This window comes from Pseudomonas sp. R5-89-07, assembly GCF_003851685.1.
Taxonomy (GTDB): Bacteria; Pseudomonadota; Gammaproteobacteria; order Pseudomonadales; family Pseudomonadaceae; genus Aquipseudomonas.
Genome location: NZ_CP027727.1, coordinates 2,829,379 through 2,842,945, shown reverse-complemented (window position 1 = coordinate 2,842,945; position 13,567 = coordinate 2,829,379). Strand labels below are relative to the sequence as shown.

Here is a 13,567-nt window from a genome sequence, read left to right as displayed (position 1 = left end):
CTCAATCACAACCGCCCTCTCTAAGCTCACGCCATGGAATTTCGCCGTACGCCAATCGCTCGCGGCGGCTTGAACACATCTGTCGTTCATTCGGCTCGAGAGGTAAGGCGATGAAGCGAAAGACGATCATCGGTGCCGTTCTGGCGGCCGGCATCGTGGGGCTGGGGTTTGCGTTCTGGATGATGTGGAGGCCGCAGATCGCCCCGGTCAGCCCACCTCCGACTGCGGGTCGCGAAACCCTGGACAGAGGCCGCCGCGTCGTTGAAGCGGGAGACTGCGCGGTCTGCCACACACGGCCAGGCGGCGCCTACATGGCCGGGGGGTTGCCTCTGGTAACGCCCTTCGGAACCCTCTTCACCACCAACATCACCCCTGACCCGGCATCCGGTATCGGCCAGTGGTCACTGCAAGCCTTTGAGCGAGCCATGCGCGAAGGCATTGCGCGGGACGGCCATTTTCTCTATCCGGCGTTCCCCTACGTGCATTACCGGAAGATGAGCGACGCCGATATTGCCGACGCCTATGCCTTCCTGATGAGCGTGGACCCGGTCAAATACACCGCGCCGCAAAACCAGATGATCTTCCCAATGAATTTCCGTGCGCTGGTGTCCTTCTGGAACCTGCTGTTCCTGCATGGGGATCCGCTGGAACCACTTCCCGACCGGTCAGCACAATGGAACCGCGGGCGCTACTTGGTCGAGGGCGCGGGACACTGCTCATCCTGCCATTCGCCCCTGAATCTGATAGGCGGGGAGAAAGGCAGCGAACTGTTCAACGGTGGTGTCGTCGACGGCTGGACAGCCCCTGCCCTGCGCGCAATGAGCGAGGCGCAACACCCCTGGAATGAGGCCCAATTGGTCGACTATCTGACGGGCAAGGTCGCCGAGGGGCACGGTGCAGCGGCGGGCCCGATGTTGCCGGTCAGCCTGAGCATCGCGCAATTGCCGACACAAGACGCCCATGCCATCGCGCAGTACATTCTCGATCTCAAGAAAACCTCATCGGATGTCCCGTCGCCGCCTTGCACGTCTGGAGCCAAGCCCAGCGCCCGGGCACTTATGGGCGCTGCGTTGTTCGACGGGGCCTGCGCGAGTTGCCACGGCGACGCGGCACCGATGCGCACGATTGAATCGCGCCCGGCGCTGGCAAACACCTCGGCGGTGACGGCGGACTCACCACGCAATTTGATCCAGACCATCCTGCAGGGCATCCCGATGTCCAGCGCCGCTTCCAGCCACTACATGCCGGCCTTCGCCAATAGCCTGGACGACACCCATGTGGCTGCACTTGCCGAATTCCTGCGCAACCAAAGCTGTGGAAACCGGCCATGGACAGATCTCGACAAGACGCTCAACCACATTCGGGCTCAGGAGCAGCAACCGTGATCACACTCGACATCAACGGCCGGACTCACGAACTGGACATCGCGCCCGACATGCCCCTGCTGTATGCCTTGCGCAACCAGGTAGGGCTCAATGGCGCCAAATACGGCTGCGGCCTGGGCCAGTGCGGCGCCTGTACGGTGTTAGTGAACGACAAACCGGTGTTTTCATGCCTTATGCCATGCGGCGCACTGGCAGGCAAATCGGTGCGCACCGTGGAGAGCCTGGGCAGCGAAGACCAGCCGGGGCCGTTGCAGAAAGCCTTTATCGACGAACAGGCCGCCCAGTGTGGCTATTGCATCGCGGGCATGATCGTAAGGGCGCAGGCCCTGTTGGAGGCCAACCCGCATCCGGACGATGAAACGATCCGCCGCCATATGGCGCCCAACTTGTGCCGCTGCGGCACCCACGTGCGAATCCTCGCGGCAATCAAATCGGTTGTCGCCCAAGGAGGCAAGGTATGAGAAGTCCCGCGCAAAACGTCAACCTGAGCCGCCGCACCTTTATGATAAACGGAGCCCTGGTGATGGGGTTCGCGATGCTTCCGGGCATTCCCCGCGCCTTCGCCGATACCGAAGTGGACACCTTGGGTACGGTCATCCTGGCGCCTGATCTGCCCGGCAGCCTGCGGGCCACGCCCTATCTGGACGCCTGGATCCGCATCGATGCGAAAGATGGTATCAGCGTCTATACCGGCAAAGTGGAACTGGGTACTGGCGTCAAAACCGCGCTGCTGCAGATCGCCGCCGAACGCCTGGAAGTGTCACCTGGGCTCATCCGCTTCCTGACTGCCGACACCGCGCTCACACCCAATGAGGGCTATACCGCCGGCAGCCATACCATCGTCGACAGCGGCACTGCGCTGTTCAACGCCGCGGCCCAGGTGCGTCAGTTGCTACTCGAGTCCGCGGCACGCCAATGGCAGCACGGCATCGAGAGCCTGACCACGCGAGACGCGGTGATCTACGATGCACAAGGCCGCAGCATGACCTACGCACAAGCGGTAGTTGGGGTTCAACTGCATCGCTTCGCCTCGACAAGCTCCCCGTTCAAGCCAGCCAGCAGCTTTACCCTGATCGGCAAATCACTGCCTCGGCTGGACATCCCGGCCAAAGTCAGCGGCGGCGCGGCCTATGTGCAGGACATGCGCCTGCCCGATATGCTGCACGCCCGTGTGATACGCCCTCCCCGGCGCGGCAGTCAGCTCTTGGAGATTGACGAGGCCGCCCTCAAGAACCTCCCTGGTGACGTCAAACTGATCCGCAACGGCAGCTACCTCGCTGTGGTCGCCACCGATGAATGGCTGGCCATCAAAGCGATGCGCGAGGGCTACGCCACGGCCCGCTGGACCGCAGGCAATGCACTGCCGGACTCGACACACATCCATCAACTGCTCACCCAATTGCCGTCGCGGCACTATCCGGTGGCGGCCAAGGGAGCCCCCCCACAACCGGGGCCGCCCGCGTATAAGGCCCGAGTGACCAAGCAATACCTGATGCACGGCTCCATCGGCCCTTCCTGCGCAGTGGCCTGGTTCAAGGATGGAACACTGACGGTCTGGACCCATACCCAAGGTGTCTACCCGCTGCGCATGGGTATCGCCGAAATGGTCGGCCTGCCGGTCGCTCAGGTGCGTTGCATCCACGCCGAGGGCTCCGGTTGCTATGGCCACAACGGCGCCGATGACGCCGCCGCCGATGCCGCACTGATTGCCATGGCCATTCCCGGCAAGCCGATACGGGTGCAATGGATGCGCGAACAGGAAAATCTCTGGGAGCCCTACAGTTCGGCCATGCTAGCCGAAGTGGAAGCGGGACTGGACGACAGCGGACGTCTTCGCGACTGGAAATACGAACTCTGGAGTACGCCGCACAACGAGCGCATCGTCAATGCCGGACGCCTGTTGCCGGCGTGGCTGTTGGCCAAGCCCTTCACGCCCGCACCGTCAGTCCCGATTGCCCAACCCGAAGGTGACGGCGACCGTAACGCTGTGCCGTTGTATGAGATCCCCAACCTGAAAGTCGATCTGAACTTTGTGCTGACCATGCCATTCAGGACCTCGGCCATGCGTTCGCTCGGTGCCCATATCAACGTGTTCGCCATCGAGAGCAGCGTCGATGAACTGGCGGCCAGGGGCACCATCGACCCGGTGCAATTTCGCCTGAATCACTTGAGCGATCCGCGAGCACGGGCGGTGGTTGAGCGCGTCGCCGCTGAGTTCCGCTGGCCGCACAAAGCAACGGGGCCCGGCAGCGGCATCGGCTTCGCTTTTGCCCGCTATAAAAACATCATGGGTTACTGCGCAATCGCCGTGCAGTTGCATGTGCAGCGCCAGACCGGGCAAGTAACGATTGATCGCGTAGTCGCCGCCGTCGACGTGGGGCAAATTGTCAGCCCCGACGGGCTGCTCAATCAGATTCAGGGCGGCATCGTACAGTCCGCCAGTTGGACGCTTTACGAACGAATCCTCTATGACGCCAATGGCATGTACAGTTTCGACTGGAGCGGCTATCCGATCATGCGCTTTGTGGATGTGCCGCAACAGGTCGAAGTCCACATGATTGATCAGCCGGATCAGCCGTTTCTCGGGGCTGCGGAAATCGTGCAGGGCCCCATGGCCGCGGCACTGGGCAACGCCATCAACGATGCCACCGGCAAGCGCTTGCTCGATCTGCCACTGGCGCGACGTGGCTGGCAGGATGCGTTAGGGGCATGATCGCATGCAGTGTCCTGATAGGCGCAATCAGACGGCGAACATACGAGCATGACGCAACGTCGTGTTGCGTGTTGCGCAAGGCGCCAAGGCCGTCGGCGTTTGCGAACACGCCCCTGAAACCGAGGACTGCCGACTCGCGCGTCCAGTCGCGCGGATGCAGAGGACGGCACCACCTGCGCGCTGTCTGCCGGCAACGCCGTGTTTATCGCACGTGGCGCGGCCCATCAGCTGTTTTCCCACGCCGGCATGCCGGTTCAAGACATCGACCATCTAGAGAGCGCCCCCCCCTCGGTGACAGCGTCAGCGCGGTGGATACCGGAGCCAAAGCCTCCCCACGCCGAACACTATTTTGTTCAGTGGCGGCATGGAATTTGAACTGGGCAGTATCCACGGCCCTGGTCGGCTGATGCCGGGCATGATTCTGATTGATGCGGGCGGCCAGCGTTACCCCGGACTGGTGCCGATCCTGACCAGCATGGAACGCGAGGTCAGCGCTGCTCGTGTCGGCTTTGCCGGTATCCTCGCGCGGTTGGCCGACGTGGTGGCCGCCATGGTCGTTCGCGGCTGTGTGGAGTGCGCCTGCGAGACGTTGACCGTTGACATAGCTCCTGAATCGTCGGCTGTATCAGCCGATGATGAAGGTACCGCTGGCGATCACTACGCATGCGAGTATCCGGCGGGCGGTGAGTGTCTCGCCGAGGAACACATAACCGATCAACGCCGCAAACAGCACGCTGGTTTCGCGCAAAGCCGATACCGCGCCCAGGGGCGCCTGGTTCATGGCGTAGATGACCATTGCATACGCGAGCAAAGAGACCAGCCCGCCAATCAAGGCAGTCACTGTTCCGGGCCGGAGGGAGACCAGGCTGCGGGTGTCGCGTAGGCTGATGTAGAGCACAGGCATCAGCATGCCCCACAGGGCACACATCCAAACCGTGTAGGCAAGCGGCGCATTGGATAACCTGGCGCCGATGCCATCGACCACGCTATAGGCCGCGATAAAACAGCCCGTCCCCAGCGCATAGGGCAGGCCTGGAACTGACAAACTGCGCCCTTTGAAGGCCAGCGAAATGATCCCGCCTGACACCAGCACAATACCGAGCAACGTACCCGGCGTGATGCTTTCCCCGGCAAACACAGCGGCGCCCAGGGTAATCAGCACAGGCGACGATCCGCGTGAAATTGGATAGATCTGCCCCAGGTCTGCGACCCGGTAACTGCGCACCAGAAACAGGTTGTAGCCCACATGCAGCAACCCCGACAGCACTGCGTAGCCCCAACTTTCAATCGCCGGGGGCACCATGAACGCTGCGGCGACGACACAGGTGATGGCGATTGCAATGCTCATCACTGTCATGGACCACAGCCGATCGGCACCGCTGCGCAGCAACGCATTCCAGCTGGCATGCAGGAGCGCGGCGAAAAGCACGAGGAGGATGAGATGAATAGGCATGCGCCACTTTAGGCACTGCGAAGCCCTGACTGAAGCAAATTCTCCTCATTGCAGCATGAGTGAATGCTCAAGCATCACTGTTCTACTCGTTGTACCTTGCTCGCCTCACTGGCTAACCATTGACGAAAACTGACGATATGCGGCTGCGATTCGATGCCCTTTGGGCACACGAAGTAGTAGGCAAGTGGCGATGGAAGCGGCACGTCGAACAGCCGAACCAAACGGCCATCGCTGATTTCGTTCTCCACATGCCCGCTGCGCACCAGCGCGACGCCTTGACCGAGTAAAGCCGCCTCGACTGTCATATTGGTATCGCCAAATCTGAAGCTTTCCCTGAGTGGTAAATAGACCAGCCCGACGGCTTGAAACCACACCTCCCACTTTGGCACCAACTCGGCACCGTCCCGAATCAGCAGAGGGAAATGCAACAATTCGGCAGGGCTCTGCGGTGTCCCGACGCGCCGCAGCAATTCGGGGCTGGCCACAGGAAATACTTGCTCCCCAAACAAGAACTCCGAATGCAGGCCTGGGTAATTGCCCTTCCCGAGCCTGATCGCAACATCAGCCTGGGCGTGAGAGAAGTGGATTAGGCTATCCGTGGTGTCCAGCGAGACCAGCAGCTCGGGGTGCTGACGGGATAGACTCGGCAAGCGCGGCAGCAGCCATTTGAGGGCGAAGGAATAGGTGGTGCTGACGGTGAGTCGAACCCTGTCTTTTTGCTCGCGCAAATCACCCAACGTCGCCTCCAGGCTGATAAAAAACTCCCGCACGATGGGCGCCAGCGCAGCCCCCGCTGCCGTGAGGCGCAGCGCCTTGCCACGTTCAAACAACTGCACTCCCCACAGCGCCTCAAGGTGCTTGAGCTGGTGGCTGACCGCGCTTTGAGTAACGTGCAGCTCCTGTGCGGCCGACGTAAAGGTCAGGTGCCGGGTGGCAACTTCAAATGCGCGCAAGGTCGCGGTGGGCGGCAGGTCTCTCATAAGGGCAGTATCCAGCGAGTTATCAGGAAAGTGCATGCATGAACGCTAGCTCATGATAGAGCTAAACTCAGCGTCTTTGTTCTGACCTCATCGTGACGCTCGATGTGCACCGAACAAAAACCACGGCGAAAAAAACCGAGTGAAAATGACTCACTTTTGACGACTGCCAGAATGACTTGAACCGTGGAACCACTTAAGCTGCTGGCTGCCATGCATTCTTCCAGGGACTGAAAATGTCATTTGATCTGCACCACCTGCTGCTGGTATTCACAGCCTATAGTGTAGGAGCGGCCAGCCCAGGGCCCAGCAATATGCGGATCATGGGCGTTGCAATGCACCAAGGTAGAAAACCTGCGCTGATGCTGGCAGCAGGCGTTATCAGCGGGTCTTTTTTCTGGGGGGCAATGGCCGCTACCGGTGTATCAGCCATTCTGCTCCAATTCGCACAGGCACTCTTGCTACTCAAGCTAGTCGGAGGGGCATACTTGCTGTTCCTAGCGCTGAAAGCGGGACGTTCTGCTCTGACATCTGACGAGAAAAACGAGAAAGCGCTGGCCGCAGCACCAACCGTCTCGGGCGTTGCTCTCTATCGGCGGGGCTTGCTTATGCACCTTACCAACCCAAAGGCTTTACTCGGCTGGATCGCAACGATGACACTCGGGCTGGGGCCACAAGCCACGCCTGAAACGGTTGTGACCATATTGGCTGGCTGTGCCGTGTTGAGCGTTTCCATTTTCTGCGGCTATGCGATTGCTTTCTCCACGGCGCCGATGATTCTGGGCTATCGCAGGGCGCGCCGATGGATTGAAGGCACCCTTGCGTTGGTCTTTGGCGCCGCAGGTTTTAAGCTTCTATGCTCCCGCAGCTGATTCAACGCCTCCCCTTGCCTAAATGATCTGAGTTCAAAAGCCATCCACCAACTGCTTGGAGTCGTGTGGCTTGTCGTTCAAATCGCGGCATCGAGTGCCAACAGGTGGGTCTGTTCGGATGGGTACCGTAACTTTTGTGTAGCCTTCAACCGTGTCCGTGACGGAGATGCATCACTGGATAGCCGGCGGACGGGTAGCCAGAGGCCAACCGACGCGAGCCGCACGAACGAGGCTCGCCTTGACGACCAAGCGGTGAAACGGGGCGATGACGAAGATGTAGGCCCTTCCCAAGCGATTGTGGCAGTGGACCACGGTTGAAAACACCAGTTGGCGACTGCCTTCTGGCTCTGCCTCATCAGCACAGAGAATCGATATCCGGAAATCAAGGTGCTTGTCATCCTCTCCCAATACGATTTCGGTCCGGTTTGTGCTGTAGACCCTGAAGATTCCAACCCGATGAGCCAGTGATGCCAAATATCGGGCTGTCTTGAGGCCAAAGCAGGCAGCGATAGTGTCTCGGACTTGCATGAGCCATCCGATCCAGGAGGGCTGGTGAGAAAGGATGAATCGAGCCAGCACATCTGGATCGCGGGATGCGCCCGCAGGCAGCCGAATCGCAAAAGCGTCCGCCAGGTGCATCGATTTATAAAGATGGGTGATGCCGGACCTTGAGGGCACTGGCACGGGCATGACGAGTTCGAATTCTCGGGGCATCGGGGAGTCTCTTCTGAGTTCTGCTGCTAATTAGACGATCTTGGCGATGCCATCCGGATAACGCCCGGGGCCTCGCTGATTGAGCATGGATTAACTGGAGGGTGTTCAGCCACCCAGGTCTCCCTGGCGGATACTCAGCCCGATCACGGCATCATAGAGCTGCTGCTGCCCTGCTGGCAGAACGGGAAGCAACGTTGCGCGGCGCTTGTCGACATCGAACCAGGACTCAACCAGCCATCCCACCAGATAAAGCGCAGCAAGGCATCCGCCAGCGGTTGCAACATTCCCCTGGAATACGAGAGGCCGGTCAATGGGCTCGATTCCCAATGCTTGCAGGTTCGATCGTGCATCCGGGTGTGTCGTTGCCACGCCGTTGAGCAGCCCAAGCCGTTCGAGAATGAACGCGCCGGCGCAGATGGAGCCGATTCGCTGGCGCCTGGGGTCAAGTTCAAACGAGGACAGGAAGTCCGGGGCGGCAAGTGCAGCGGGTATCCCCTGCTTACCGCTGACGAACAATACCGCGTCAGCGCTATTGGCCTCGCAAAGAGGGCCATGCACCGAAACAGGCAGGCCGTGCGCTGAACGCACGATCGCGCTGGAGCCTACTATTCGGACGTGCCAGTCTTCAGTATTGCGGCCTAGAATGTCCCACATCAGGAACAGGTCGATATCGGTGAATTGGTCGAACGTAACCAGAACGATTTTCTTCAAGATGAACTCCATGAAAGTGCTGGCATGCGCAACGCAATGGCCGTCTTTGCTGGTGTTCGCAGCGTATCAATCGGTTGCGCGCCATACACAGTCTGTATGGCGCTAAACAGGGAGCGAAATAAGCGGTGAGCAAACTAACGCGTAACCATTGGATCGCTGCAGGTTTCGAGGCGCTCGACCAAATCGGGCATATTGGTGTTTCCGCCGAGAGTTTATCGCGACGATTGAACGTGACCCGTGGATCGTTCTACCACCACTTTCGCAATCGCGAAGACTATGTCCGCACCCTGCTGGCCGCGTGGGAGGAAGACTACACGCAGCGCATGCTCGCTTATGCGGCGCAGGGTCGTAGCGCGGGCGAAACCTTGAAACGCTACTTGAGCATTGCCGCTGAAAAACACCCTGGGCGGGAAGTGTCCATCCGGGCCTGGGCGTTGCACGATCCGTTGGTTGGCGAGTTTCAGCAGCGGGTTGATACAACAAGACTGGAGTTCGCGATACGGACATGCCGCAGCGTGGTGCGTTTGCCAGGCGAAGCAGAAGTGATCGGGCAGATGGCCCATCTGTGCCTGATTGGTGGTCAACAGGCCGGGCTGCGGCGCGATGCCGCGCGCTTCAACCGTTTCCTGCACCGAGCTGTTTCACTTTTCGAAGGGGCTCTTTCGCCCTGGAGGCCGAAGTCATGAGCTGAACTTCCTCCAGCCAGGTGGTCACGATCCGGGCTTTGCTCTCACCCGCATGATGACCACCCAAGCCTGGTAATGATCTCTTTTCGGTAAAGCGTATCGATCTGCGCGGGCACGTTTTTAACGTAGTCGCGGGCATGGTTGAGCGCCTCTCCCCTCAAGCCCGCCAAGTACGCAACCGCATCGTCGGCAGACGGCACCAGGCCCTCAACATCGTTGATCCTTGGCGGCAGAGCAGTCCAAATCACGGCATCCAGTTGGCGAGCCACTACCCACTCGGCCAGCACTCCCACCGCAGAAGTGCTGCGCATAAAAACACCTATGCCATCCTGCCGGTGTTCAGCGATCTGCTCTCGCCTACGCAACGCCTGACACGCCTCATCGAGCGACTGCGTTCGCAGCACGGCCCAAAGGACCTGGCAGGGAGGCGCGTTGGCGCAAAGCACCGTAGCCAGTTCTGCCCCGTCACTGACTCGAGCGAATTCAATAGGAAGACTGGGCCCGTCCTGAAACCATTGCGTAGCCAACGGCAATGTGTCCGGTTTCCAGATCAACGATCCCCATCCCAGGCATGCTATTTCCATGATTTTATCCTAAGGGTTTGCTGCGCTGTCTCGGCGTTGGAAGACTGCCATTCGTCGAAGCTTTGGCAGATGTTTAAAACTTAAATTCCCGGCGTGGCCTCCCATTTTGTATGGCACGACACATTCGATATCCAGGCAAACGCTCCATTGTGTCGCGCCTAAAGCACCCATAGACCACGTTCAACACACTTTACAGGCGAGGAAGTCTCCATGAAATCTCCACTGGTAAAAGCGTTGATGATAGCCGGCATGCTGTGCGCGTCCGGCACACCGGCATTCGCCGCCAACTCCGGCAGCACCACCGGAACCGGCGGCACGTCGTCCTCTTCCGGCGCAAGCGATGCTGGCTCTGCCCTACCTCCTGGAACTGGCCCGACTGCGCCTCAGGGCGGCAGTGGCACAGGCGCCAGCGGCAATGACACCGCGCCCGACAGTGGAAGCGGTGGCGGGAGCAGCAGCAGCGGCGGTAGCGATGGCGGGAACAGCGGCGGTAGCGGGAGTGCCGGCTCGGGCTCAAGCTCAGGTGGCTCAGGTGGCTCAGGCGGCTCAGGCGGATAAAACAGTCTTCAAGCGCGACGCCCAAGCAGCGCATGGGGGCTCTCAAGGACCCATGCGCTGCACGTTTCTCTCGGCCATTTGGACTGAACAATCCTATGCGCCGACGCTTTTATCGCAAAACACATGACGGAGGATGTGGTGATGATCGACTCAGCAACCGGAATGAAGCCCGGCGAACGCTATGCCGTGCACAACTTGGAGCGAACGCACAATTTTGGCGGTTTTTTCCTCGACGGAAAATACTACCTGAGCCCGGAATTGATGACGGCGGTCGGGTGGCTGGACGGCCAGACATTTTTCTACGACGAACTCGATGCCGCGGGCGAGCCGGTTTTTCCAGAGCGGGTTGCCGGCATCGTCGATGATCTGACCCTGGTATTGAACGATGGCGCGCGCCTGAAGCTGTACGAGCAGCCCGTGCAGGTTCAGGCGGCAGATGACCGGCCCGAGGCCCCGCCTGCGAAGAGCAACGTCAGCGGTCAGTTGCACGGCAAAACGGTAGTGATCACCGGTGCCTCCAGCGGAATTGGTCGCGCCGCCGCGCATGCCTTCGCCAAACAGGGCACACGCCTGGTCCTGGCAGCCCGAGACGAGCACGCCCTGGCCGACGTCGTCGAAGAATGCGCTGTGCGCGGTGCCGAGGCGATTGCCGTCAAGACCGATGTCACTCAGGGCGACCAGATGAGGGCTCTGGCGGCTGAAGCGGTAGCGTTTGGCCACGGCCGCATCGACATCTGGATCAACAACGCCGGCGTGGGTGCCGTGGGCAGATTCGAAGACACCCCGCTGGAAGCCCACGAGCAAGTGCTGCAGACTGACTTGTTGGGTTATTTGCGCGGCGCGTACGTGGTATGGCCGTATTTCAAGGCAAAAAAGGCCGGCATCCTGATCAACACGCTGTCGCTTGGCAGCTGGGTTGCCCAGCCCTATGCCGTCGCTTATTCCGCGAGCAAATATGGCCTGCGCGGCTTCAGCGAAGCGTTGCGCGCGGAGTTGACCGGGCTGCCGGATATTCACGTGTGCGACATCTACCCGGCCGTGATGGACACACCCGGCTTTCGGGACGGCGGCAACTTCACCGGCCACGCGCTGAAGCCACCGCCACCGGTCTATGACCCTCATCTTGTGGCTGAAGCGATGGTTGCCTGTGCGCTACAGCCGCGCAAAAGCACCACGGTGGGCCGTGCCGCGACCGCCGCACGGGTTGCGCACTCGCTGCTGCCAGGCTTTGCACAGCTGTCCGGTTGGCTGACCCGCTTCGCGCTCGGTCGCAGCCCCCAGGCGGACACCTCGCCAGGCAACCTGTTTACCCCTTCGACGGGGCAGCGCAGCGTCGAAGGCGGATGGCGCCAGAACAAACCACCCGCTCGCTATCTGCTCGTCGCAGTCGGTGCTGCGCTCCTGTTGGCTGGCGTTGCAGTTGCCCGCAACTATCAACCGTCCAACAAACGTCAACACTAACTGGGCCCGTAGGGGAGTCGTTCGAAACGCTCCCCTGTCCCAACGCCAACATTACTCAAATTGATAGCACCCTAACTAAACCCCCCATCTCGCAGGGCTTTGCGCCCGCTTATATCATTCCGAATGATAGTTACCTTTGCTTCATTCGATTCGTGACATACCGCCTCCCCGCGCATGATCCGCCCATCTCAAATACATTGGCGGATGCACCTCATGGAACAGTCACTCAAACATTTGCGCTTCCCCCTGGCGATCCTTGCCGTGGTGGTGATGAGCGCATGCGGCAAGACCCCGGACCAAGCGGCCGCCATGCCTGCTGCCAAAGTCAGCGTGGCCAAGGTGCTCGAGCAACCGGTCAACGAGTGGGATGAATTCACCGGGCGTCTGGAAGCGCCGGAAACCGTACAGATTCGTCCACGCGTGTCGGGCCAGATTGACCAGGTCGCTTTCACCGAAGGCGCTTTGGTCAAGAAAGGCGACCTGCTGTTCCAGATCGACCCACGCCCGTTCCAGGCCGAAGTTCGCCGCCTCGAAGCCCAGCTGGCTCAAACCAAAGCCGCCGCCACCCGCAGCGATAACGAAGCGCAACGCGGCGACCGCCTGCGCCAGAGCAATGCGATCTCTGCCGAGCTGGCCGACTCGCGCACCACCGCTGCCCAGGAAGCCCGCGCCGCGGTCGCCGGGATTCAGGCGCAGTTGGACCTGGCCAAGTTGAACCTGAGCTTTACCCGCGTCACGTCGCCCATCAGCGGCCGCGTCAGCCGTGCCGAGATCACCGCCGGCAACCTGGTGACCGCCGACACCACCGCGCTGACCAGCGTGGTCTCCACCGACAAGGTCTACGCCTACTTCGACGCCGATGAGCGCGTGTTCCTCAAGTACACCGAGCTGGCCCGCCAAGGTCGTCGCGGTGCGACCACCCCGGTGTACCTGGGCCTGTCGAATGAAACCGGCAACCCGCACCTGGGCCAGATGAACTTCGTCGACAACCAGGTCAACCCGGCCACCGGCACCATTCGCGGCCGCGCCGTGTTCGATAACAGCAAGGGCGAATACACCCCTGGCCTGTACGCACGCCTGAAGCTGGTGGGCAGCGGCACCTACTCCGCCGTGCTGATCAACGATGAAGCCGTGGGCACCGACCTTGGCAAGAAGTTCGTGCTGGTGATGGAAGGCGACAAGCCGGCCTATCGCGCCGTGGAACTGGGCCCGAAAATCGAAGGTTTGCGCATCGTGCGTAGCGGCCTGAACAAGGACGACACCATTATCGTCAAGGGCCTGCAGCGTGTGCGCCCTGGCTCGCCGGTCGCGCCGGAAACCATTCCGATGGCCAGCCAGGAAACCCTCGCCGCCTTGGCCCAACAACGACAAGCGCTTGAAGCCAGCAACCTGGAGCAAGTAGCGCCGGAAAAACCCGCGCCCAAGCTCGCCAGCGCGACTCCACGCGGTTAAG

The 13,567-nt window shown here is 60.7% G+C and carries 13 protein-coding genes and 1 pseudogene; 8 read left to right on the top strand and 6 right to left on the bottom strand.

From position 1 onward, the window contains the following. Nucleotides 1–110: 110 nt before the first annotated feature. From C4J94_RS12940 to C4J94_RS12925, 4 genes and pseudogenes are all read left to right on the top strand, one after another. Nucleotides 111–1,385: a cytochrome c gene (locus tag C4J94_RS12940; RefSeq protein WP_124386526.1), complete on the top strand. Its 1,275-nt coding sequence runs from the start codon at nt 111–113 to the stop codon at nt 1,383–1,385. Further along, nucleotides 1,328–1,846 (top strand): (2Fe-2S)-binding protein, encoded by a 519-nt coding sequence (locus C4J94_RS12935; protein ID WP_177413452.1) that lies wholly within the window; start codon nt 1,328–1,330, stop codon nt 1,844–1,846. The genes C4J94_RS12940 and C4J94_RS12935 overlap by 58 nt, the downstream gene beginning before the upstream one ends. Continuing rightward, on the top strand, nt 1,843–4,098 hold the full coding sequence (locus C4J94_RS12930; RefSeq protein WP_124386524.1) for a molybdopterin cofactor-binding domain-containing protein: 2,256 nt from the start codon (nt 1,843–1,845) through the stop codon (nt 4,096–4,098). Before C4J94_RS12935 ends, C4J94_RS12930 begins: the two co-directional genes overlap by 4 nt. 159 nt (nt 4,099–4,257) lie before the next feature. Then, a pseudogene (locus tag C4J94_RS12925) lies at nt 4,258–4,681 on the top strand (cupin domain-containing protein); the annotation flags it as partial. A 42-nt stretch (nt 4,682–4,723) separates the two neighbouring features. Here the strand turns inward: C4J94_RS12925 and C4J94_RS12920 are convergent. From C4J94_RS12920 to C4J94_RS27615, 3 genes are all read right to left on the bottom strand, one after another. Next, nucleotides 4,724–5,551, bottom strand: a complete 828-nt coding sequence (locus tag C4J94_RS12920; protein WP_124386523.1) for a DMT family transporter — start codon at nt 5,549–5,551, stop codon at nt 4,724–4,726. A gap of 74 nt (nt 5,552–5,625) precedes the next feature. Further along, nucleotides 5,626–6,531 (bottom strand): transcriptional regulator GcvA, encoded by a 906-nt coding sequence (gene gcvA, locus C4J94_RS12915; protein ID WP_124386522.1) that lies wholly within the window; start codon nt 6,529–6,531, stop codon nt 5,626–5,628. A gap of 50 nt (nt 6,532–6,581) precedes the next feature. After that, a complete protein-coding gene (locus tag C4J94_RS27615) occupies nt 6,582–6,743 on the bottom strand; it encodes a hypothetical protein (RefSeq protein WP_164485575.1) in 162 nt (53 codons plus the stop codon). A gap of 21 nt (nt 6,744–6,764) precedes the next feature. Here C4J94_RS27615 and C4J94_RS12910 point away from each other — a divergent pair, with 21 nt between their 5' ends. Then, on the top strand, nt 6,765–7,400 hold the full coding sequence (locus C4J94_RS12910) for a LysE family translocator (protein WP_124386521.1): 636 nt from the start codon (nt 6,765–6,767) through the stop codon (nt 7,398–7,400). 171 nt (nt 7,401–7,571) lie between these two features. Here the strand turns inward: C4J94_RS12910 and C4J94_RS12905 are convergent, their stop codons facing one another. Both C4J94_RS12905 and C4J94_RS12900 read right to left on the bottom strand, forming a co-directional pair. Next, nucleotides 7,572–8,114 carry a DUF2867 domain-containing protein gene (locus C4J94_RS12905; RefSeq protein WP_124386520.1) on the bottom strand — a complete coding sequence of 181 codons (543 nt, stop codon included), beginning with the start codon at nt 8,112–8,114 and terminating at the stop codon, nt 7,572–7,574. 105 nt (nt 8,115–8,219) lie between these two features. Continuing rightward, nucleotides 8,220–8,825, bottom strand: coding sequence for a DJ-1/PfpI family protein (locus C4J94_RS12900; RefSeq protein WP_124386519.1), 606 nt, complete (start codon nt 8,823–8,825; stop codon nt 8,220–8,222). 125 nt (nt 8,826–8,950) lie between these two features. Here C4J94_RS12900 and C4J94_RS12895 point away from each other — a divergent pair, with 125 nt between their 5' ends. After that, nucleotides 8,951–9,511 carry a TetR/AcrR family transcriptional regulator gene (locus C4J94_RS12895; protein ID WP_124386518.1) on the top strand — a complete coding sequence of 187 codons (561 nt, stop codon included), beginning with the start codon at nt 8,951–8,953 and terminating at the stop codon, nt 9,509–9,511. Nucleotides 9,512–9,555: 44 nt separating this feature from the next. Here C4J94_RS12895 and C4J94_RS12890 read toward each other — a convergent pair whose 3' ends face one another. Next, a complete protein-coding gene (locus tag C4J94_RS12890) occupies nt 9,556–10,095 on the bottom strand; it encodes a hypothetical protein (protein WP_124386517.1) in 540 nt (179 codons plus the stop codon). A 699-nt stretch (nt 10,096–10,794) separates the two neighbouring features. Here C4J94_RS12890 and C4J94_RS12880 point away from each other — a divergent pair. Further along, nucleotides 10,795–12,114 carry an SDR family oxidoreductase gene (locus C4J94_RS12880; RefSeq protein WP_124386515.1) on the top strand — a complete coding sequence of 440 codons (1,320 nt, stop codon included), beginning with the start codon at nt 10,795–10,797 and terminating at the stop codon, nt 12,112–12,114. 213 nt (nt 12,115–12,327) lie between these two features. Continuing rightward, nucleotides 12,328–13,566: a multidrug efflux RND transporter periplasmic adaptor subunit MexE gene (mexE, locus tag C4J94_RS12875; protein WP_124386514.1), complete on the top strand. Its 1,239-nt coding sequence runs from the start codon at nt 12,328–12,330 to the stop codon at nt 13,564–13,566. Nucleotide 13,567: the final 1 nt, after the last annotated feature.